This is a genomic window from Pseudomonas sp. NPDC087697 (assembly GCF_044743155.1).
Classification (GTDB): domain Bacteria; phylum Pseudomonadota; class Gammaproteobacteria; order Pseudomonadales; family Pseudomonadaceae; genus Aquipseudomonas.
Map to the genome: position 1 here is coordinate 119,578 of NZ_JBIUVW010000010.1, position 20,819 is coordinate 140,396.

Annotated in this window: 18 protein-coding genes; 7 read left to right on the forward strand and 11 right to left on the reverse strand. The window is 59.8% G+C overall.

Annotation, left to right across the window (positions count from 1 at the left end):
* Positions 1-25: 25 nt before the first annotated feature.
* The 6 genes from ACIPIN_RS10430 to ACIPIN_RS10455 form a co-directional block, all read right to left on the reverse strand.
* Complete coding sequence (locus ACIPIN_RS10430; protein ID WP_401118099.1) at positions 26-823, reverse strand: amino acid ABC transporter ATP-binding protein; 798 nt, start codon at positions 821-823, stop codon at positions 26-28.
* Positions 820-1,482 (reverse strand): amino acid ABC transporter permease, encoded by a 663-nt coding sequence (locus ACIPIN_RS10435; RefSeq protein ID WP_401118102.1) that lies wholly within the window; start codon positions 1,480-1,482, stop codon positions 820-822. The genes ACIPIN_RS10430 and ACIPIN_RS10435 overlap by 4 nt, the downstream gene beginning before the upstream one ends.
* An 8-nt stretch (positions 1,483-1,490) precedes the next feature.
* Complete coding sequence (locus ACIPIN_RS10440) at positions 1,491-2,153, reverse strand: amino acid ABC transporter permease (protein WP_054596802.1); 663 nt, start codon at positions 2,151-2,153, stop codon at positions 1,491-1,493.
* A 175-nt stretch (positions 2,154-2,328) separates the two neighbouring features.
* A complete protein-coding gene (locus tag ACIPIN_RS10445) occupies positions 2,329-3,177 on the reverse strand; it encodes a transporter substrate-binding domain-containing protein (protein WP_401118105.1) in 849 nt (282 codons plus the stop codon).
* Between the two features lie 251 nt (positions 3,178-3,428).
* Positions 3,429-3,710: a type II toxin-antitoxin system RelE/ParE family toxin gene (locus tag ACIPIN_RS10450; protein WP_401118107.1), complete on the reverse strand. Its 282-nt coding sequence runs from the start codon at positions 3,708-3,710 to the stop codon at positions 3,429-3,431.
* Positions 3,700-3,948, reverse strand: coding sequence for a type II toxin-antitoxin system Phd/YefM family antitoxin (locus ACIPIN_RS10455; protein WP_003182829.1), 249 nt, complete (start codon positions 3,946-3,948; stop codon positions 3,700-3,702). Before ACIPIN_RS10455 ends, ACIPIN_RS10450 begins: the two co-directional genes overlap by 11 nt.
* Before the next feature lie 215 nt (positions 3,949-4,163).
* On the opposite strand from ACIPIN_RS10455, the gene ACIPIN_RS10460 reads away from it, so the two are divergent.
* From ACIPIN_RS10460 to ACIPIN_RS10480, 5 genes are all read left to right on the forward strand, one after another.
* On the forward strand, positions 4,164-4,616 hold the full coding sequence (locus tag ACIPIN_RS10460; protein WP_401118109.1) for a thioredoxin family protein: 453 nt from the start codon (positions 4,164-4,166) through the stop codon (positions 4,614-4,616).
* Between the two features lie 116 nt (positions 4,617-4,732).
* Entirely contained in the window at positions 4,733-5,884 is a 1,152-nt protein-coding gene (gene wecB, locus ACIPIN_RS10465; RefSeq protein ID WP_401118112.1) for a non-hydrolyzing UDP-N-acetylglucosamine 2-epimerase, read from the forward strand.
* The gene (gene nrfB, locus ACIPIN_RS10470; protein ID WP_401118114.1) at positions 5,881-8,055 is read left to right on the forward strand and encodes a cyclic di-3',5'-guanylate-activated glycosyltransferase NrfB; all 2,175 of its coding nucleotides are present in this window, start codon (positions 5,881-5,883) and stop codon (positions 8,053-8,055) included. Before wecB ends, nrfB begins: the two co-directional genes overlap by 4 nt.
* Positions 8,052-11,219 carry a phage receptor gene (locus ACIPIN_RS10475; protein ID WP_401118117.1) on the forward strand — a complete coding sequence of 1,056 codons (3,168 nt, stop codon included), beginning with the start codon at positions 8,052-8,054 and terminating at the stop codon, positions 11,217-11,219. The genes nrfB and ACIPIN_RS10475 overlap by 4 nt, the downstream gene beginning before the upstream one ends.
* A complete protein-coding gene (locus tag ACIPIN_RS10480) occupies positions 11,219-12,100 on the forward strand; it encodes a DUF4434 family protein (protein WP_401118119.1) in 882 nt (293 codons plus the stop codon). The genes ACIPIN_RS10475 and ACIPIN_RS10480 overlap by 1 nt, the downstream gene beginning before the upstream one ends.
* 3 nt (positions 12,101-12,103) lie before the next feature.
* On the opposite strand, the gene ACIPIN_RS10485 is transcribed toward ACIPIN_RS10480, so the two are convergent.
* Complete coding sequence (locus tag ACIPIN_RS10485) at positions 12,104-12,511, reverse strand: MerR family transcriptional regulator (protein ID WP_401118121.1); 408 nt, start codon at positions 12,509-12,511, stop codon at positions 12,104-12,106.
* A 77-nt stretch (positions 12,512-12,588) separates the two neighbouring features.
* On the opposite strand from ACIPIN_RS10485, the gene ACIPIN_RS10490 reads away from it, so the two are divergent.
* Positions 12,589-13,812 carry an NADH:flavin oxidoreductase/NADH oxidase family protein gene (locus ACIPIN_RS10490; RefSeq protein ID WP_401118124.1) on the forward strand — a complete coding sequence of 408 codons (1,224 nt, stop codon included), beginning with the start codon at positions 12,589-12,591 and terminating at the stop codon, positions 13,810-13,812.
* Between the two features lie 102 nt (positions 13,813-13,914).
* Complete coding sequence (locus ACIPIN_RS10495) at positions 13,915-15,924, forward strand: hypothetical protein (protein ID WP_401118126.1); 2,010 nt, start codon at positions 13,915-13,917, stop codon at positions 15,922-15,924.
* Between the two features lie 100 nt (positions 15,925-16,024).
* Here the strand turns inward: ACIPIN_RS10495 and ACIPIN_RS10500 are convergent, their stop codons facing one another.
* The 4 genes from ACIPIN_RS10500 to ACIPIN_RS10515 all read right to left on the reverse strand — a co-directional run bounded on the left by ACIPIN_RS10500 (position 16,025) and on the right by ACIPIN_RS10515 (position 20,817).
* Positions 16,025-16,759 carry a DUF2182 domain-containing protein gene (locus tag ACIPIN_RS10500; RefSeq protein ID WP_401118128.1) on the reverse strand — a complete coding sequence of 245 codons (735 nt, stop codon included), beginning with the start codon at positions 16,757-16,759 and terminating at the stop codon, positions 16,025-16,027.
* Between the two features lie 2 nt (positions 16,760-16,761).
* On the reverse strand, positions 16,762-18,324 hold the full coding sequence (locus tag ACIPIN_RS10505) for a tyrosinase family protein (RefSeq protein WP_401118130.1): 1,563 nt from the start codon (positions 18,322-18,324) through the stop codon (positions 16,762-16,764).
* A 134-nt stretch (positions 18,325-18,458) separates the two neighbouring features.
* On the reverse strand, positions 18,459-20,105 hold the full coding sequence (locus ACIPIN_RS10510; protein ID WP_401118133.1) for a phospholipase D-like domain-containing protein: 1,647 nt from the start codon (positions 20,103-20,105) through the stop codon (positions 18,459-18,461).
* 58 nt (positions 20,106-20,163) lie between these two features.
* Entirely contained in the window at positions 20,164-20,817 is a 654-nt protein-coding gene (locus ACIPIN_RS10515; protein ID WP_401118156.1) for a VWA domain-containing protein, read from the reverse strand.
* Positions 20,818-20,819 lie beyond the last annotated feature (2 nt).

The following is a 20,819-nucleotide window of genomic DNA, read 5'->3' on the forward strand; positions in this document are numbered from 1 at the left end:
GTTTCTCCTGATTCAAAATTGAATGCTAAAAACGGGTGTTCTTGAGAAATTCCGCCAGGCGCGGAGACTGCGGGCGTTCGAACAGTTCCTTCGGTGGCCCCTGCTCTTCGATACGCCCCTGATTCATGAAAACGATCTTGTCCGAGACCTCAAAGGCAAAACGCATCTCGTGGGTCACCAGCAGCATGGTCATGCCATCCTCGGCCAGGCCCTTGATCACGTTCAACACTTCACCGACCAGTTCCGGGTCGAGTGCCGACGTCACTTCGTCGAACAGCATCAGGCTCGGGTTCATCGCAATCGCCCGGGCAATCGCCACGCGTTGTTGCTGACCACCCGACAACTGACCCGGATAGTGGTCGCGACGTTCCAGCAGGCCAACACGCTCCAGCCACTTCTCCGCCAGCACCACCGCTTCATCCTTGTGCAGCTTTTTGACTTTAAGCAGGCCCAGAGTGACGTTCTGCAACGCCGTGAGATGCGGAAACAGGTTGAACTGCTGGAACGCCATGCCGGTCATGGCCCGGTGCTGGGCGATGACTTTTTCCGAGTGGCGCACGCGCTTGCCGTTGACCTCGTGGTAACCGATGGACTCGCCATCGAGCAGGATCCGCCCGCCCTGGAATTCTTCGAGCATGTTCACGCAGCGCAGCAGCGTGGTCTTGCCCGAACCGCTGGAGCCTATCAGCGTGACCACGTTGCCACGCTGCATGGTCAGGTCGACGCCCTTGAGCACTTCGAGCGGGCCGTATTGCTTATGCAACCCGCGAATGTCCAGCAGGGCCTGGCTTTTGTTCTGGGTCGAAACTTGAGCTTGAATCATGGCAAGGCCACCCGCTTTTCAATATGCCGGCCGAGTAATTCGATGGCGTAGTTGATGATGAAAAAGAGAAAACCGGCAAACAGGTAAAACTCCAGGGTCATGAAGGTCCGGGCGATGATCTGCTGGGTACTGAGCAGCAACTCGGCCACACCAATCACCGAAAGCAAGGTCGAGGCCTTGACGATTTCGGTCGATGAGTTGACCCAGGTCGGCAAAATCTGCCGCAGCGCCTGGGGCAGCAGCACGTAACCGAGGGCCTGATAAAACGTCAGGCCGATGGCCTTGCTCGCTTCCATCTGCCCACGCGGCAGCGCTTGCAACGAACCGCGAACGATCTCGGCAACGTGCGAACCGCAGAACAGCGTCAACCCGAGAACACCCGCCTGGAACGCACTGATCTGCCAGCCCAGCGCCGGCGCCATGTAGAAGCAGGCCAGCACCAACACAAACACCGGTGTGCCACGGATCAGATCGACGTAAAAACGAAACGGCGCGCGCATCCAGAACTTGCCATAGGTCAGCACCAGCCCGGCAACGATGCCGATCAGGGTGCCAAGCAAGATCGCCAGGACGGAACACTGCACACTGGTCAAAAAGCCCGACCACAGGGTGTCGCGGGCGACCCACAATTCATGCAACCAGCTTGGGGACTCGTACATGCGGCCTCCTAACGACGAATCGCCAGACGCTGCTCGAGGTAACGCAGCAGCATCGCGATGAGATAACAGGCCGCAACATAGAGCGCCGTCGTCACCAGCCAGGTTTCAATCACCCGGTAGCTTTCGACGTTGATCTTGCGCGCGTAATAGGTCAGCTCCGGCACGGCAATCGCCGCCGCCAGCGAGGTGTCCTTGAACAGCGAAATGAAGTTGTTCGAGAGTGCGGGTAGCACGTTGCGCAACATCACCGGCACGGTGACGTACGCCTTGACCTGCCACTCCCCCAGACCAATCGCCAACCCGGCTTCGCGCAGGCCTTTAGGGATGCTCAACAACCCGCCGCGGAACACTTCGGTCAAGTACGCCCCGGCATACAGCGACAGGGTGATGATGAACGACGGGAGCTTGTCCAGCCGAATCCCCAGGCTCGGTAGCGCGAAGTAGATCAACAGAATCAACACCAGAATCGGCGTGTTACGGATCACCGTCACGTACACCGACGCCAGCACCCGCAATGCGCGGTGCTTTGACAGCAAAGCAAACGCCATCAGCAGGCCGATCACGCAACCGATGGCGATCGACACCAACGCCAGTTCAAGGCCCAGACCGAGCCCCGCCAGCAAGGTGTCGAAATCGCGCCAGACGGCGGCAAAGTTCAACTGATAGTTCATGGTCAGCAGTACCTTGAGCGGGGCGCGTTAGAGGCGCCCCACTCCTCATTCAAGAAATGGAAACGTCGCGAGCGAAAGAAAGACAAGGCGAAAACAGACGAGGAAGCGGAGTTGACGTTAGTCAATGAGCATTTCGAGTCTGTTTTCAACGCAGTATTTCTGAGCGCAGCAGTTTTCATTTGAATTCGACGGGGAAGCCAATCTCTGGGGAAGGCAGATCAACGCCAAACCACTGTTTGAAAGACGCCGCGTAAGTCGGGAACTCAACGCCGGTCATGGCTTCATGCAAGACGGTATTGACGAAGTTCAGCCAGTCCTGGTCGCCGCGCTTGACCGCGCAGGCGTAGGTCTGTGGACTCCAGGCGTACGCCGGGCTGCGATAGCGGCCGGGGTTCTGCACCATCAGGTACTTGATCGAGGACTGGTCGGTAGCGGCGGCATCGGCCCGGCCCGAATTCACGGCCTGGTAGATCAGGTCCTGGCTGTCGTACTGATCGACCTTGGCCTTGGGCAGCGCCTGGTGCACCAACTCTTCGGCATAGACGTTTTGCAGCACGGCCACGGTGACGCTGTCGCCGGCGGCCCGCATGTCTTCGATTTCCTTGTACTTGCTGTTGGCCGGCAGCAACAGGGCCACGCCTTCGCGGTAGTACGGCAGGGTGAACGCCACTTGCTGTGCACGGCTGGCGGTGACGGTAATGAACTGGCAGCTCATGTCGACCTTGTCGGTCAGCAAATTGGGAATCCGCGCATCGGACGACTGCACCACGAACTCGACCTTGCTCGGGTCATTGAACAAACCCTTGGCGACCATCCGCCCGATGTCGATATCAAAACCCTGCAATTTGCCGTCCGCGCCCTGGAAGTGCCACGGCGCGTTAGTGCTGCCGGTGCCTACAATCAAATGTCCACGCTTCAACACATTGTCGAGCTTGCTGTCCGCCGCCTGGGCAATGCCCACGGCAGAGGCTGAAGCCGCAAAGAGAAAAACACACGCTGTAAACAAGGAAGGTCGGCGCTGCATGACGGGCACTCCAGGATGATGTGTATTCCGCTATACCGGAACTTGGTATGTAACAACGGAATAGACAGCAGAAAATGTGCCACAGCCGAGAAGGGAAATCCCGGAGCTATTGAAATATGAATTGAATCAACGGGATGCGCGAAAGCGCGAAATCGGCGTTACCAATCGACGCAGCGCACAAGCGCTACTGTTGGCTACAGACGCGGGTACTTGGGCCACATTGGAGGGTCACATTGTTCTAGTTCGGGCGTTTAACGCTTAACAGCCTCATCATAAACTTGTCCTCGCTCTCTCTTCCCTACTGCAATAACCGTCACAACCAACACCTCATCTACCACTCGATACACCAATCGGTATCCAGCACTGCGAAGCTTGATCTTGTATGCATTGCCCAGCCCACTCAACCGATCTGCTGGAACGTGCGGGTTAGCCAGTCGCTCCTGAAGCTTCTTCTTGAACTGCTCCCTCAATGTCGCGCCAAGCTTTTGCCACTCCCTCCACGCCTTATCAGAAAACTCCAGTTCATAGGTCATCGAGAGAAACCTTAATCGTTGGATCATTTTCTCGTTCGCGGCAAAGGGCGACCAACTCCATGTCCTCAAGTCGGTCCATCATCGCTTCATACTCTTTGGCAGGGACGCAGTAAAAAGCGGGTTCATTTCGGTTAAGAATCGCTACGGACAGCCCGCCACCAGCAGCGACCGTCCCCATGGGGTTTTTCTTCAGTTCGGAAATGCTCGCTACAACCTGAGAAAGCACGATGTGTGTCATGACGCAGCTCCTTGAAGTGCTTTTAATAGCGCTAAAAATAGCACTCAGAACAGCATCTGGCTTCTACCCTTTTGTCATAAGAGTCGCAATACCTTGTCGGCAGCGCCTGATTCAGAGCCCCACCTGTCAACTCTGACAGTAGACGCCCCCTGCAGACGGAATTAGCGTTATTGAGCACCTTCGCTTCGTCTTGCGGCTGAACAAGGAAGACTTCTATGAGCCCGACAACCCACTCTCTCGCACCGCAATACCTCCGGGCATTGAGGACCTACCGCCCGGTCGTCCTGTATTTCAGTAATCCGCAGTGTTACGCCTGCGAGTTCGCCGGGCCGATTTTTCGTGCGACGGCCGAGACCTATAAAGATCGCGCCGAGATCTACATGTTGAATACCGGCGAATCCCTCCGACACCCCAAGGTCAGCGGCACCCCCACCGTGTTGTTCTATCGCAACGGGAAACTGCTGAAGAAACTCAAAGGCTTTGAAGATGCAGAAGCCTTGAACGATGTCTTTGCCAGCATCGTCGGCAAGGCCCGACGCAAATCTGTCGTGTGCAAACCTCGCCATGATCTGTCGTGGTTGCGGCATACCCTCGGCACCTTGAGTACCTTCCCACGGGCACATCGACTGGTTGTTCGTCGAGCCGCCGTCATCCGCAAAAATCGCTGAGAAGCTCAAACGCGTATTGGACAACCCTCTGATCCACTGCTTTCCTTTAATGGACCGATTGAGAAGCGTTCGCTCAAACCGTGAGGTTCGAGCAACGTAACGGTTCGGGAGGGTCAATGTCGTTCAAAGTCATGATGGTTTTCGGTACTCGGCCGGAGGCCATCAAGATGGCCCCATTGGCCCGGGTTCTGCGTCAGTGGCCTGGTGTCGAACTGAACATCTGCTCCACCGGTCAGCACCGGGAGATGCTCAAACAGGTGCTCGACTTGTTCGAGTTGACAGTCGATGAAGACTTGCAAGTGATGACCCGGGGCCAGTCCCTCAACGGCCTGTCTCAGCAACTGCTGATCAACCTGGATAAAAGCTACGAACGCCTGCACCCGGATATCGTGCTGGTACACGGCGATACCACCACCAGCTTCATCGCCGCCCTCGCTGCCTTTTATCGCCATTTGCCGATCGGCCACGTCGAGGCAGGACTGCGCACCGGCAACCTCCGCGCACCGTGGCCGGAAGAAGCCAACCGACGTCTGACCGGGGTGATTGCCGACCTGCACTTTCCACCGACCCGTAACGCCCAGGACAACCTGCTGCGCGAAGGTGTACCGCTGGAGAGCATCGAGATCACCGGTAACACGGTGATCGATGCACTGTTGTGGATGCGCACCCATCAGCAGGAAATCCAATGGCACCCCGCCGCCGACTCACCGCTGGCGGTGCTCGACGACAGCCGGCGCATGGTGCTGATCACCGGCCATCGTCGCGAAAACTTCGGCAAAGGCTTCCGCAATATCTGCCTGGCCCTGGCGGACCTGGCCCTGCGCTATCCGGACGTGCAGTTCGTTTATCCGGTGCATCTGAATCCGCAGGTGCAAAGCGCGGTGTATGGCGTGCTTTCGGACAAGCCGAACATCTATCTAATCGCTCCTCAGAACTATCAGCATTTCGTCTGGCTGATGGGCCGTGCACACTTCATCCTGACCGACTCCGGTGGCATCCAGGAAGAAGCCCCCTCCATTGGTAAACCGTTGCTGGTGTTGCGCAAAGTGACCGAGCGGCCATCGGTGCTCGAAGGCGGCACAGTGCTGCTGGTGGGCACCGACACCGCGAAGATCGTCAAAGAAGCCAGCCAGCTACTCGATGACGAGGCCACCTACAAACGTATGAGCCGCGTCCACAGCCCTTATGGCGATGGGCACGCCAGTGAACGCATCGCCAAACGTCTATGCACCTGGTTGAGCGCGCACTCGGCAGGTAGCACGGTATGAGCCTGGCGTTTGTCGACTTTTTGGCATACGTACTGTTTGGCCTGAAATACCTTGCGATCACCCTGGCCTTGTTGATGTTCGTGCTGGGTCTGGATGACCTGTTCATCGACCTGATGTACTGGAGCCGCAAGCTGATCCGGCGCTGGCGGATCTACGAAAAGTTCAAGCGTGCCGATGAACAGCGGCTGTATGAGATCCCCGAGAAGCCCCTGGCGATCATGGTTCCGGCGTGGAACGAAGTCGGCGTGGTCGGTGAAATGGCACGGCTCGCAGCCTCGACCCTCGACTACGAGAACTACCAGATCTTTGTCGGCACCTACCCCAACGACGCCGAGACCCAGGCCGACGTCGATGCCGTGTGCCAGCACTATCCCAACGTACACAAAGTGGTCTGCGCCCGCCCCGGCCCGACCAGCAAAGCCGACTGCCTGAACAACATCATCGACGCGATTTTGCGCTTTGAAAGCGAAGCGAAAATCGAGTTTGCCGGGTTCATCCTGCACGATGCCGAAGACGTGATTTCGCCGATGGAGTTGCGCCTCTTCAACTACCTGCTGCCGAGCAAGGACCTGATCCAGATCCCGGTCTACCCTTACGCGCCGGAATGGAACGGCTTCACCGCCGGGCACTATGTCGATGAATTCGCCGAGAACCACGGCAAGGACGTAATCGTGCGCGAGGCGCTGACCGGCCAGGTGCCAAGCGCCGGCGTGGGCACCTGTTTCAGCCGCAAGGCAATCAGCGCCCTGCTGGAGGACGGCGATGGCATCGCCTTCGACGTGCAGAGCCTGACCGAAGACTACGACATCGGTTTCCGCCTCAAGCAAAAAGGCATGAAGTGCATCTTCGCCCGCTACTCGGTCACCGACCCGAAACTGGCACTGGAACAGAAGTGGGTCGTGGGTATGAACCGCGTGTTCTCCCAGGTCATCTGTGTCCGAGAACATTTCCCGCGAGATCTGCAACACGCGATCCGGCAAAAGTCGCGCTGGATTGTCGGCATTGTCTTCCAGGGCACCAAGAACCTGGGCTGGAGCAGCAAGGGCTCGCTGAACTATTTCCTCTGGCGCGACCGCCGGGGCCTGATCGCCTACCTGCTGAGCTTTATGGTCAACCTGTTGCTTCTGGTGTTGCTCAGCATGTGGCTAGTGACACTGCTCTCCCCCGAGGCCTGGCGTTTCCCCTCCATTCTGTCCGAAAGCCCATTGCTGTCGACACTGCTCTGGCTCAACGGCCTGATGCTGCTCAACCGTCTGTTCCAGCGCGCCTGGTTCGTCACCCGCTTCTACGGTCTGGGTCAGGGTCTGCTGTCAGCGCCACGGATGATGTGGAGCAACTTCGTCAATTTCTTTGCCAACCTGCGCGCCCTGCGACAGGTCATGGAAATGGGCGATTCGCGCCGCGTGGCCTGGGACAAGACCACCCACGAGTTCCCGGCCCTGGCCAAGGCCCAACGTACACCGCTGGGCCATCGACTGGTAGAGAAAGGCCTGCTGACCGAAGAGCAACTGGAAGCCGCGATTACCAACCCGGTGCGCCGCCGCCTCGGTCATGAACTGCTGCTGCGCGAGCACATCAACAGTACTCAACTGGTCGAAACCCTGGCCGAGCAGCTGGATCTGGAGTGGGCACCACTCAACCCGTTCAAGCTCGACAAACAGCTGATCGACCGCGTGCCACGCAAAGTCGCAACCCACTACGGCGTGTTGCCGGTCGCCGAAGAAGGCAAAACTCTGGTGCTGGCCTCCGAAGGTCCGGTCAGTCAGGTTTCGCTGGGCGCCATCAGCCGTCAATTGAAACGCCCGGTTCGCTGCCGTCTGGCACCGCAGGGCCGAGTCACGCTCGGCATCCGCTACTGGTACCCAAGCCCGCTGCAAAACGAGGAAGTCCGTCACATGCTGCAAGTGCTCGAGTGTCATCAGGACGATGAAGCCCTGCTGGAACGCGTCGGCCACCACCAGGTATTGCTCGGCAACCTGCTGCAAGTGCGCGGCATGGTCCCGGCAACGCTGTTCAATCAGGCGTTGATCGACTTCGACGCCGAGCGCATGTCGCTGGGCGATCACCTGATCGAACGCGGCATGATCACCCCAGAGATTCTGCAACAGGCGCTGGCCGAGCAATCCGCTGAACAACAAGCGGCTTTCCGTATTGCCCGGGAGGTCGCATGAAACCAGGTATTCGTCATCACGTGGTGCTCGGTAGCCTATTGCTGAGCCTGAGCGCCGCCAGTTGGGTAGAAGCGGCACCACTGAGCGATTTCGAGCAGTTCCGCAGTTTCCCCTACATGGACCGCAGCTACCGCGAAGCGAAAAAAGGCAACTGGGCTGAAGTCGAACGATTGATGCGCCACTTGCTGGCCAAGGTCCCGAAAAACGATGAGGCCAGGGCGATGTTGGTCGAGGCCCTGGCCAAGCAACGGCGCTACAAGGACGCCGTGCAGGCGTTACCGGACAACCCGGACAACAGCGATGCCCTGCTCAACCTGCGACTGACCTGGATCGAACAGGACCCACCGACCTCCGAACAGGTCGAAAAATGGATGGCCACCAGCCCCCTCAACCAGCGTGTGCGCCTATGGCAGGCCTACAGCTTGAGCCTGGCCAAGTTTGGTGGTGCGCTCAAAGCCTACAACTGGCTGGCGCAACTGGCGCCAAAGGGTGACGACAACATCCTGCGTCTGGCCCGCTCCAACTGGTCCGAGCAACTGCGCGACTGGAACGGCACCATCGAGCAACTCGCGCCGTTGGCGGCTCGTAAACAACTCGACGCCGAAGGTTGGCAACGACTGGCCAACGCCTATGTGCAACGCCTCGAAGAAAAGCCTTTGCAGGATCTGTTGCAACAGGCGCCGACCCCGGAAGCGGCACGCAAGGCGCGTCTGGCGATGGTCGATCGAGCGATTGCCTTGGGCCATATCCAACAGGCGCAACGCTGGATGCAATCACTGCCGGCCGGCGACCTTGCCGATCCGGCCCAGCGCCAACAACTCTGGGAACTGGCGCGGCAAACCGGCGACACGTCGACCGTGCAACGTCTAAGCAGCGAGTTGCAGCGCCCGTGTATGGAAACTGCAGAGTGGCTGTCTCGTCGCGACCCGCAAGCTGCACTCGCCCAGTTGCGTGGTTGCTCGCCCAGCGATGATCCGCAGACCTGGCTGGTCCTCGCACAACGCCTGCAAGCCACCGAACTGCTGCAAAGCCAGCGCCTGCCCGAACCCTGGGACAGCAAACGCCGCGAGCGTTTGCTTGATGTCTGGCAGGCACAGGGACAAAGCGACAAAGTCATGGCCTGGCTCGCCAGCCAACCGCAAACCGCCGACGTGGTGAAACGCCGTGCCGAACTGCTCCAGGCACTAGGCCGTAACGGTGAAGCGGCGACGCTGTGGGAACGGTATTACCAACAGACCGGCAACCTTGGCTCACTCAATCAAGCCACCTACCTGGCGCTCAACAACGGCCAGCGTGATCACGCGCAGCAGTTGCTGGAAGAGGCCTTTGACCGCCACGGCGGGCGCTTGCCGGCGGCCATGTTGGAACGTCTGGCCGGGCTGTATGGTTCGCCGTCGGCTTCAACCCCCGCTCAACAGCAACGTATGGTCTCGTTGTTAAGCCGGGTCGACGTCGCGACGCGCGGCCAATTGCTCGGACAACTGGCAGAGAACGGCCAGTGCGACGCGGTACGCCAGGCGATCGGTGCGCAGCCCAAAGAAGCTGGCGAATTCCGTGCCCTGGGTCGCTGCGCCATGCCGGACCGGCCGGGTGAAGCGGTGGTCTATTACCAGACCGCGGAGAGACTCGGCGATCGCGGCACTCGCTTGCCGCTGGCCTACGCCCTCGAAGCCTCCGGCGACTCGGCAGGCGCTCTGCGCATCTGGCGCAGCGTGCCGGACAGCGCGCTCACCGAGAATGCCCGCCTCACCGCCAGCCGCAGCGCATTGACTGTTGGTGACACCCACGTCGCCGAACACTATTGGCAGCAAAGCAGCACCCGTGGCAGTAACGAATGGGCCCTCGGCGCGGCGATCGCCCAAGCCCAGGGCAACTACGCACTGGCACTCGAGCGTCAACGTCAGGCGTTACAGCAATCCCCTGACGCCGGGCATTTCTATGCCGCCTCGGTAACCGCGCAAAAGGCTGGCGATCTGTCGCAAAGCACGGCGTGGCTGGCCGAGGCGGTCCGTCGCGACCCGAAAAACCCGCGCTACAGCGCCGACTACGGCATGCGTCTGGCTGGGGCCGAAACCCGGCAAGAACGGGCTCGCGCGATTCCTTATCTGCAAACCGCCACCCGCAACTTCCCTGAGGACTATAGCCTCGGCGAGACCCTGGCCTGGCGCTACGACGAAGTCGAAGACAGCGCCTCGGCGCGCAAGGAATTGCGTCGGGTCATCGATCTGGAGCAAAACCCGGTGGCCGGTGACGACAACAGCGGCAGCCTCCAAGCTCGCCGCTATCGTCAGCGTCGCGCCCACGAAACCCTGTCCAGACGTGACAGCCGAACCCTCGCCAGCACCTGGTCGCCGGCCGGGGTTTCGACCAACGACATCCTGCGCCCCGACAATACCCAAGGCACCGCTCGCCACGCCGCCTCGCAAAACGTGCAGGTGGCGATGTGGGACCATGCATTGGGCGATGAGCCAAGCCGCGCCGGCAGCACGCTGTCGGTCTATGGCCGGGCGTTGCTGGGCGGCGCTGGTCGCTCCAGTTACGCAGAGTCCGTCGGCACAGGCCTGGGCTTGCGCTACAAACCCTGGGGCACGGCGAACATCAACTTCTACGCCGAGATCTACAAACAGAACACTTTCGACGACCAGGACAAGCAAGGCCTGAGTCTGGGTGAATTCCTCAACCCGAATCAGCTCTGGGACCAGCTCAACGACCACCGTAAAGACGGCCACACCAACACCGACTATTTGCTGCGCGCCACCGCTTCGTTCCTTGATCAAGGCCGGTTCCGCAATGACTGGCGGGTCGATGAAAGCGACTGGGAGGAACGATTTCTTTACCTCGACGCGGCCTGGTGGACCAAGGCCGGCGACCATCAATGGTTGTCGCGCTTCCAGCAAGGACACACCTGGAAGCTGCCGTTCAACAGCGCGCAAACCCTCATGCCTTACGGCTTCCTCGAGTTCGCCAGCCAGGACCCGAGCAACGACTGGCGCCAGGACCTGCGCACCGGTCTCGGCCTGCGTTGGCAATGGTGGTTCGACGACGACATCTACAACGCCTACCGCGCACACTTGACCGTGCGCACCGAATATCAGCAATCGCTGGGCGGCAATTTGTATGAAGGTGGCAATGGCGTGTTGCTGGGCGTGGAGTTGAACTTCTGATGAACCGATTAATGCTTCTTCTCTGCCTGCTGTTGCTTGGCAGTCAACAGGTCCGCGCTGATGAGCGGATTTTCTATCAGCCATTGAATGTCGATGCCAGCCTGAGTCAGGCGCAATGGCGACAGGTCTGGCAGGCCAGCGCCAAACAAGGCGCCACCACCGTCATCGTGCAGTGGACGGCGTACGGTGATTCGGTCTTTGGCGAAGCCAACGGCTGGCTCGCCAATAGTCTGCGTGAAGCGCAGGCGCAGGGGCTGAAACTAGTGCTCGGGCTGTCCATGGACCCGGCGTATTACCAGCGTATCGATCAGCTCGACAGCGCCGGGCTGGCGTCCTACTGGCAAGCGCAGCTTGGGCAATCACTGGCCCGACAGCAAAAACTGCGCAAGGACTGGAAGCTGCCTATCAGTGGCTGGTACTTGCCGCTGGAGCTGGATGACGCGCACTTCATGGCGGTCGACAGGCGCGAGCAACTGCAACGGCAACTCCAGGACTTCGCCCGCCAACTCGATGCGCCGCTGCACATCAGCGCGTTCAGTACCGGCAAGCTGGCACCGCAGGTCAATGCGAACTGGCTGGGTGAACTGACCCGCAGCGGGATTCAGGTCTGGTGGCAGGACGGCGCCGGCACGGGACGCTTGCCACTCGTGGTACGCAACAGTTACGCCAGCGCGCTGCCCTGCTCGGTCGGTATCGTGCGTGAAGCGTTCCGTCAGATCAGCGCCGAAGGCCAGCCGTTCCGCGCCGAGCCGGCAACCCCGGACGCCACCTCCAGCGGCTGCCATCCGACAGCCGTGTTTGCCTTGCGCTACCGGCCGTGGGGACAGGTAATTCTGAACAACCAACATAAGAACAAAGTCGGTGATGTACAAAGTCATTGAAGCTCAGGCGTGCTTGAACGTCGCCAGCACCCGCTCGGCATTCTCCGAACACGCCATCCCCTCAGGCCGTGCCTTGATGGTCTCGATCATGCCCAGCAACTTCGCCTTGCTCTGAGCCAGGTGCTGTTGCATCTCTTCGATCTGCCCGACCTTGCGCTCAAGACTCAGCACCAATTCGTCGTGCCTGAGCTCACCCTGCTTCGGGCTGGTGAGCAACTGTTTTAGCTCCTCCAGGCTGAACCCGGCCTGCTGTGCGCACTGGATGATTTCCAGGGTTTGCAGCACCTGCGCCGGATAGCGCCGATATCCGTTGGCCAAGCGCTGAACCTGGCCGATCAGCCCCTGACTCTCGTAAAACCGGATGCGCGAAGCCGTCAATCCGCTCAATTGCGCCAATTCACCAATCTTCATCAGAACCTCATTTCCGCGCTTGACATTAAAGTTAACTTTAAGCTTAGCCTCATCTCTCCACTAATGAGGAGTCAAGTATGTCGCCCTTTCACGCGTTGAATCTGCCCAACGGCCAGACGATCGGCAATCGCATCGCTAAAGCGGCGATGGAAGAAAACCTCGCCGACACCGAACAAGCACCCTCCCAGGCCTTGATGCAGCTCTATCGGGCCTGGGCCGATGGCGAGGCCGGCCTGCTGTTGACCGGCAACGTAATGATCGACCGCCGGGCCATGACCGGTCCCGGCGGCGTAGTGCTGGAGGATGAACGGCATCTTGAACGTTTTCGTCAGTGGGCTGCCATTGGTCGGGCCAAGGGTGCGCAGTTCTGGGTGCAGCTCAATCATCCCGGGCGCCAGACCATGGCCAATCTCGGGCAACAAGCCTGGGCGCCGTCTGCCGTGGCTCTGGAGATGGGACAGTTCTCGAAAATGTTCGCCCAACCCAAGCCAATGAGCGAAGACGACATCCAGGACGTCATCCAACGCTTCGCCACCAGCGCCGCTCTGGCACAAAAAGCCGGGTTTACCGGTGTAGAAATTCACGCGGCGCATGGCTACTTGATCAGTCAGTTCCTGTCGCCATTGACTAACCGACGGACCGACCGCTGGGGCGGTTCGTTGGAAAATCGCGCACGTTTGCTAATAGAAGTCGTGAATGCGGTTCGTGCAGCGGTCACGCCGGATTTCTGCGTCGCGGTGAAACTCAATTCCGCCGACTTCCAACGCGGCGGCTTCGATGCCGACGATGCGCGGCAGGTCATCGACATGCTCAACCCGCTCGCCATCGATCTGCTGGAATTGTCTGGTGGCAGCTACGAAGCCCCGGCGATGCAAGGCGAAGCCCGCGACGGTCGGACTCTGGCGCGCGAGGCCTACTTCCTCGACATGGCCGGTGAACTGGCGAGCCGGGCGAAGATGCTGGTGATGGTCACCGGTGGCATTCGGCGCTTGCCCGTTGTCGAACAGGTGCTGGCCAGCGGCATCGCCATGGCCGGTATCGGCACCGCGCTGGCGATTGAGCCGTTGCTGGTCAAGCTGTGGCGCGAGGGGCACGACAGTCACCCACAATTGCCGCCGATCACCTGGAAGCGCAAACCCTTGGCGGCACTGGCCAACATGGCCGTCGTACGCTTCCAGATCCAGCGCCTGAGCCGCGGTCACCGGCCAAAACCTGCGGTATCGGCGCTCTGGGCGTTGATCCTCGACCAGTTGTACATCGCCAAACGCACACGCCAGTACCGGACAGCGATGAGCAAGTAGCCGGATGGCTGCACTGGAACAGCGTGATGGCAAACTGGAATTTCAGCGAAGTTCAACAATACTTCGTCGCAGACGGATGAGGTCTCAAGGAGCAACTGACTCATGGACGTACCCTGCCTTCTGCGCGCCACCCTGATTGGCAATCTGCTGCTGGCCGGACTTCCTGTTGCCCAGGCCCACACCTTGGGCCACGGCGCGACCGAGAGCCTGAAAAGCTTTGCTCCGGCATCACCCGACACACCGTATCTGGAGGTGCTGCATCAGTGCGTCAGCCAGCAGGACACCGACAAAGGTCAACTGCTCTCAGGGCTCGGCGGCACACGCTATCCATTGGTAAGCCTCAAGGACGCCGAGCAAGTCGAAGCCTTCTACAGCCAGGGCATCGCCTTGCAATATGGCTTCAACTTTTCCGAGGCGATTCGGGCGTTCTACCAGGCCAGCCGCTTCGATGAAGGCGCGGCGATGCCCTATTGGGGCATCGCGCTGTCGGCCAACTCCAACATCAACAGCGACGCCACCACTGGCTGTGATCAACTGGCCTACCGCTCGGCACAAATAGCCCTGGACAACGCCATGGCTCGCCTCAAGGACCCCGCCGCCAAAGAGCGCTTCAGCGAACGGCAATTGCAGCGCGAGGTCGATTACGCCAAGGCGTTCCTGACCCTCTACAGCGAGAAGGACGGCAAGCTCAGCCTGCTCGACGAAGGCAAACGGCGTTACGCCGAGGCGATGAAATCCCTGTCGGAAAACCACTTCGACGACCTCGACGCAGCCACGCTGTATGCCGACGCCCTGCTCAACCTCAGCCCCTGGAAATGGTGGGAGGGCGATGAAGCGGTGTCCGATAAAGTCAAACCTACCTCCGCCGCCTATGAGGCATTACAAGTGCTCAACCGGGTACTGGTGCAGGACAAACTGCACACCGGCGCCAACCACTTCTATATCCATGCCATTGAAGAGTCGCCCTTCCCCGCCAGCGGCCTGCCCATGGCCGACCGCTTTCGCGATCAGAACCCGGCCATCGGTCACCTGGTGCACATGGCTTCACATATTTACCAGCGCACCGGCAACAATGCCCTGGCCAGCGTCGCCAACTACACGGCAGTGTCGGTCGACCGCGCCTACACCCATCAGATCGACCCGCAGAGCCCGTACCCGCTGCACTACCTGGGACATAACATTCACTTCCTGACCTGGACGTTATCCATCGAAGGGCGCCAGAACGAAGCGCTGAACATGGCCGAAGAGTTGGTGGAAAACACCACCCGCTACGCCGCACTGGATTTCCTCTGTAAGCAGTACCCCCAAGAGATCGCCACCAAGTCCGACTACTTCTACGCCGTGCCCTATTACTTCGCCGTACGCTTCGAAGACTGGGACGCCCTGAAGCGGATCGAACCGAAGATCAACGCCGGCTTGCAAACCATCAACCAGACCTGCACTGCGGCAAACAAATTCGGTACTTTGACCGCACCTTACACTCAGGTCATGGCGGCATACGCCAGCGCCTACCAAAAACTGACCGCCGACGGCCTCGACGGCAGCGCTGCTCGTGATGCCCTCAAAGGTTATTGGCAGGCTGTCAACGCAGCCTTGAGCGCGAATCCGGACTTGAGATATGGCAGCAACAAAGCCGTGGAGCTGTTCCGCATTGCCAACCTGATCCTGCTCAACAAAGCTCAGGGCAGCAGCCATGGAACACTCGATATGGCGGCACTCAGGGACGCCGGCACAGAGGTGTTCGGCAAGGATCAGAAACAGGAGTTGAACGCCGATCTCCAGGCCCTCGAGGGTGACCGCAATGCACAGATCATTGCGGCCTGGCGCAAGGCCGTGCAAATCCAGGACGCGCTCAACTACAACGAGCCGCCGGACTGGTATTACACGCTACGCGAGTCGTTGGGCTATGCGTTGCTGGCTCAGGGGCAATACGCACAAGCCGAGCGGGTATTCCGTGAAGACCTGGCGAGCAATCGCCTCAGTGGTCGCTCACTCAATGGCCTGAAAGTCAGCCTGGAGAAACAGCCAGGCAAAACCGTACCGACACTACTGAACGAGCAACTGCAAACCGCCTGGCGCAATGCGACCGTCAGCCCGGCCCCGAAAAACTGATGGCTTACACAACCCTCGTAGGAGCTGCCGCAGGCTGCGATCTTTTTGACTTTCAAGATCAACAGATCGCAGCCTTCGGCAGCTCCTACGAGGGTGGTTTTCAGCGAAAGAGGCGCAGTTGAAACGGCCAATGCCAACGAACAGGGCGAGGACTTTTAAACCGTTCCCACAGCATCCAGCCCATGCTCAACAGCATCAGCGGCACTTGCCCCTGCTCTGCCAGCATCGGCAACAACATCAGCGCCCAGCACGACCCGACGCACCAACGTGCGCTGACCATGCCGTATTTCAGGCAGTCCTTGAGAAAGTCGAGGCCGAACGCCGAAATCCGCGGCTGATAATGGCAGTGGTTCAGGCACGCTTGCTTGAACGGTGAGGCCTGCCAGATCAGGCACACACCCAGCGCGACGATCAATGTGTCCATCGGGTAAAACCCGAGCACCACCCGTGCCCCCACCGTCAGCGCCATCAGCAGCACACCGGTCAGGGTCCAGACAGCCGAAAAACCGATGACGAACAACGCCACGGCCTGCCAGCGCTTGCGCAACAGGCTGCGCCGCCACAAATAATCCAGAGGGTGAACCAGCAGCAACGGCATCATCGCCAACAACATCAGCCACCACGAAGACAACAGCTGGCGAGGAGGATTGAACAGCAACGCCTGCTCAATCCCCTGCCAACTGGCGGCATAGTCCAGCACAGGCAATGTCCCGCAGAACGCCGGGATAGACAGCATTTGTGCCGCACCGAGCAACAGCCCCCACCCGGCCAGGCTGATCAGGATCAGCCATGGCCGGGGGCCTCGGGTCAATGCAAACACCAGGTACTGCGCCATGTTCAGCGACCTTGCCGATAGACGCTCACTCTGCCCACGCTGATGTTGTCGCCTGGCAGAATCTCGGTGGCCGCCACGAACCGCACCGTCAACTTCGTCAGGTCCGGCGCACCGCTGGCGCTGAGCTTGTCGAAGATATCGGTGATTTCCAGCACATGGCTCAACCCCTTGCCGCCGTGCTGGTTATCCGTCCTGCTGGCGTTACTCACCCCGAACAGCGAGATCGAGCCTGCACGCACGTCAGGATGGGCGGACGGTTGACCCTCGACCGGCAGGCTGATGTACACGTCATACGTGGCCGCATCGTTATCGCCGCGAATGTTCTCCAGGTTCAGAAACACCCGATCGAGATCGGCTGGCGTGGCCGTCGCGCTGAACGCCCTGGTCTTCAGATTGCCAAAAACCTTGGCCGACGCTGCCCTGTCCAGAAGTACCGGCGTCTCGACAGTCGTGCTGTTCAGATCAATGGCCTGGTCGTTGGCGCCGATCAACTCGGCAGTCACAGGTTTGCTCAATGTTTTCTCCTTCGCGGCTACGGCTCCGGGGACCTGAGGCGCTACGCCGAGTGTTTCAAGCCGCTGCTGGAACGCACGAGTACCGTGCAAAGGATCGGAGGTGTCCTCATAAACATAATCGAGTTTAGGTGCCCGGGTATCCAGCATATCGCCGACGCGGAACGACCAGCGACCACCATTGGTCGTCGGCACGGAGAAACCTCGACCTCCGGTTGGCGGGCCGGCGACCCATGCGGCCGACACCGGGTTTTGGTCGTTCGGATCGCGCTTGAGCCAGACATCCCAAAGCCGGTCGATATTGGCATGGTGCAGCCAGAAAATCGGGTCCAGAGCAGCCGTGTTGGGGTTGATCATCAACCCTCTCAGGTTCGGATTGCCCCGGGCCCGGCCACCAACGGCAACGTGTACATAGTTGTGCGGTTGCTGCTCAAGCAGACCGTTCACATCGCCATAGTGTGCGAATATCGACTCAGGGCCGCCAAAACCTGGCGTACCACCCGAAGAGGAACCGGCAAAGTGATGCTCCTTGAGGGCTGGACGAAGATCGATCCGCGCTTCGTCAAGGACAATCACCCCGTCGCCATTGGGGCCGAACCGACGTTGCACATACAGCGGATTCTGCTCGCCATTGGGCAGCGAGGCAGCGGCAAAACAGGCAGGCATTTTCAGCGTCTGCCGGTTGTCGTTGTAGTTCCAGTAAGGCAGTGACCAGTCCTTTGGCCCGCCCAGACCGACAATCGCCGTCCGGACAATCTGTTCGAATGAAGCTACGTAACCACGGTGCCAAGGCAAGAAATACCAGGATTGGTGTTGGCATTGATTCCAGTAGAGATCCTGATCTTCCTGCGACGGCAGTTTGTCGCCCCGTCGCAGATAACCGGCGTCTTGCCAAAGCGGGACATCGATACCGTGAATGGCCGCCAGAAATCGCCAACTGGTGTGATCAGTGATTGGCCTTTGCTGCAGGACTCCGACACCGCGTGCGTACCACAACAACGCATCACTCCAGCCAGAACCTAGATTCCATACATCACGCCGTACATGTGCCATGGTAGATCTCCCTGAAAAACCGCGTGGATGAGGAGCGCACTCCTCAACAGGCAACGGTAGATCAAGTGCCGCCCAGCCCCTGTGAAAGCAGACCGGCGGCATGACGTTCAAGGCCACGCGGAGTCGGGCGTTACTTATCTCCCGGAAAAACGCAACCGCGAAAGCATTCGCAGATCGCCGTCCAGGTAATAGTCGTTGGTCCAGCTGTCATCCACCGCCAGTGGCGGAACCTGCTTGAGGTTCTCTTGTTTCGCGGCATAGCGGAATCGGTAATGCTCGTAGAAGCGCAGCAATTCCAGCCCGTAACGGTCGGCCAGGTCGACATCGCCGCGAATGATCAGGAAGTTTTCGTCGTTGCTCTCGCTAGCGTTGATGCTCAGGTTGTGACTGCCGCTGATGATGATCGGCGCGTCGGTGGTGAAGTCGACGACGATGGCTTTGAGGTGCACCAGCAGATCGCCCTTCTGGCCTTTCATGCTTTCCTTGAGCCAACCCTCGATACCGGTGTTAAGCAGCGCAGTGGCGGCGAAATCGGCCGTGCGGTCGGCGTGAAAACCGGTGATGCGGCTGGCCGTGTTTTGCAGGCCATAGCGCAGTACATCGTCGTGGGGCTGGCCGAGCAAGGCATTGAGGATTTCATCCGGCAGCGCGAAAGCGGTGACAAACAAAACGTCCTTCTTCGCCGCATTGATGATCTCGACAAATTGCTGCAAATCGGCCTGGCCGGTACGCGGTGAAAAACCCACAAACAACGGCTGTGATGGGTCCATCGGGTTGTTCTTGGTCAACCAGCTGCGTGTGGCCCCCACATCGGTCGGTGCGGCCCAGATCTGCTCGAACACTTGCAGGTAGCGGGTGCCCACCACAGTATTGTCCAGCACATGCACCACGTTGGCCTGGCGGTAGACACCGTTGTCGGTGAAATTGGTACTGCCGCACAGCACCGATTGAGGCCGATATTCCCCTGCACCATCGACCTTGCTCAGTACGATGAACTTGTCGTGGAAGATGGCGTGGGTCACCCGGCCTCGTTTGTTCTCGGCGGGAAGCTTCGCCAGGCTCTCTTCATTCATGGTGGTATCGGTGTCACCCGGCTTGGCGTGATACAGCACCCGAACCTTGGCACCCCGCCCGAACGCCGCGTTGACCGCGTCGACAATGGTCGGCAACTGATACTCGTAAATCGCAATGTCCAGCGCCCACTGACCGTCCACGGCGCGCTCGATGAAACCGGTGATCTCCTCCAGCAAGCCGTTCTCCAGCCATAGCCGTGGTGCGGCGGGCCAGTCGTCGAGGGACAGGTTTTTGTTGGCACTCAGCTGTGCATCGAGCTCGGGGAACTTGCGGGAGAAGGCCTGACTGGCCGCCACCGCACGATTGAAAATGACATGTTGGCCTGCCGGCAAGCCATTGTCGGTGGTGACCGTCACCGCCAAGGCCTCGCCCAATTGCGGCGCATCCGGGGTGCCATAGGCCAGATGCACTCGGTAGTTGATCGTCACGCCCGGATTGACCGCGTAATCGGCCCAACGAAACTTCTGCAACGGCGCGCTATCACTCGGCGTCGCGCTGTACTGGGGAAAGGTGTGCGCCTTGCCCGGGAAGGTCAGGCTGTTGAACAGAAACTCCCAAGGCCCACTGCCCTGCTGTTTTTCGATGGCAAAACCGAGCAGGCCTTTGCGGCGTGGTTCGGCCAGGTCCATGGCCAGCAGCACCCCGTTGGTGCCGGCATAGGCTTTGACGCGGAAATCGTCCTGACTGTTAGTGGCTAGAACACGCATGGTTCACTCCTGTGGTGGGCTGAATCCACAGCATAGGTGCTGTTGGCTATTTGACCGATTAAAGCGTGTCGATATGCCGATAATCTGCGTTCAACTCGTGCGCCAGGGCTTTCGCCCGACCCAATCGAATCGGCCCGCGCTCGATGTCCACCAGCAACGCCGGGCAATTGAGCGCGACCAGCGCTGGCGCGTTTTTGAGGCGGCCATCGGTCAACAGCAACACGCGTTGTTGCTCTGCCGGAAAACGCTTTTGCCGCGACGTCAGCCAACGCGCCGCTTCATCCAGCGCGGCAAACAGCGGCGTGCCACCGCCCGCGCCTAACGCGTCGAGCCAGTCGCGCAGGCTGGCCGAGGCTTTCAGCCCTTGCACCTGCCACTTCGGCGCGACACCGCTGGCCGTCAGCAGTGCCAGCCGCGCGCGCTGGCGATAGGCGTCATCAAACAATTGCGCCAGCAAGCCTTTGGCATCGCTCAGCGCCTGATGACGACGGGTCGAGGCCGACGCATCGACGATCACCAGCCACAATTCATGGGGCGAACGACTGCGCAGGTGAAACAGTAGATCTTCGCGCTGACGCGGGCGGCCGTTGAGTAGCGTGCCGGGCCAATTGATCGAGCCACTTTGGGTGGCTCGACGCTGGCCCTGCCTGCCGTTTTTCAGGCGTCCTGCACGGGGTTTGGCATTCGCCCCCGCGTCAGATCGAGGGCGAATGC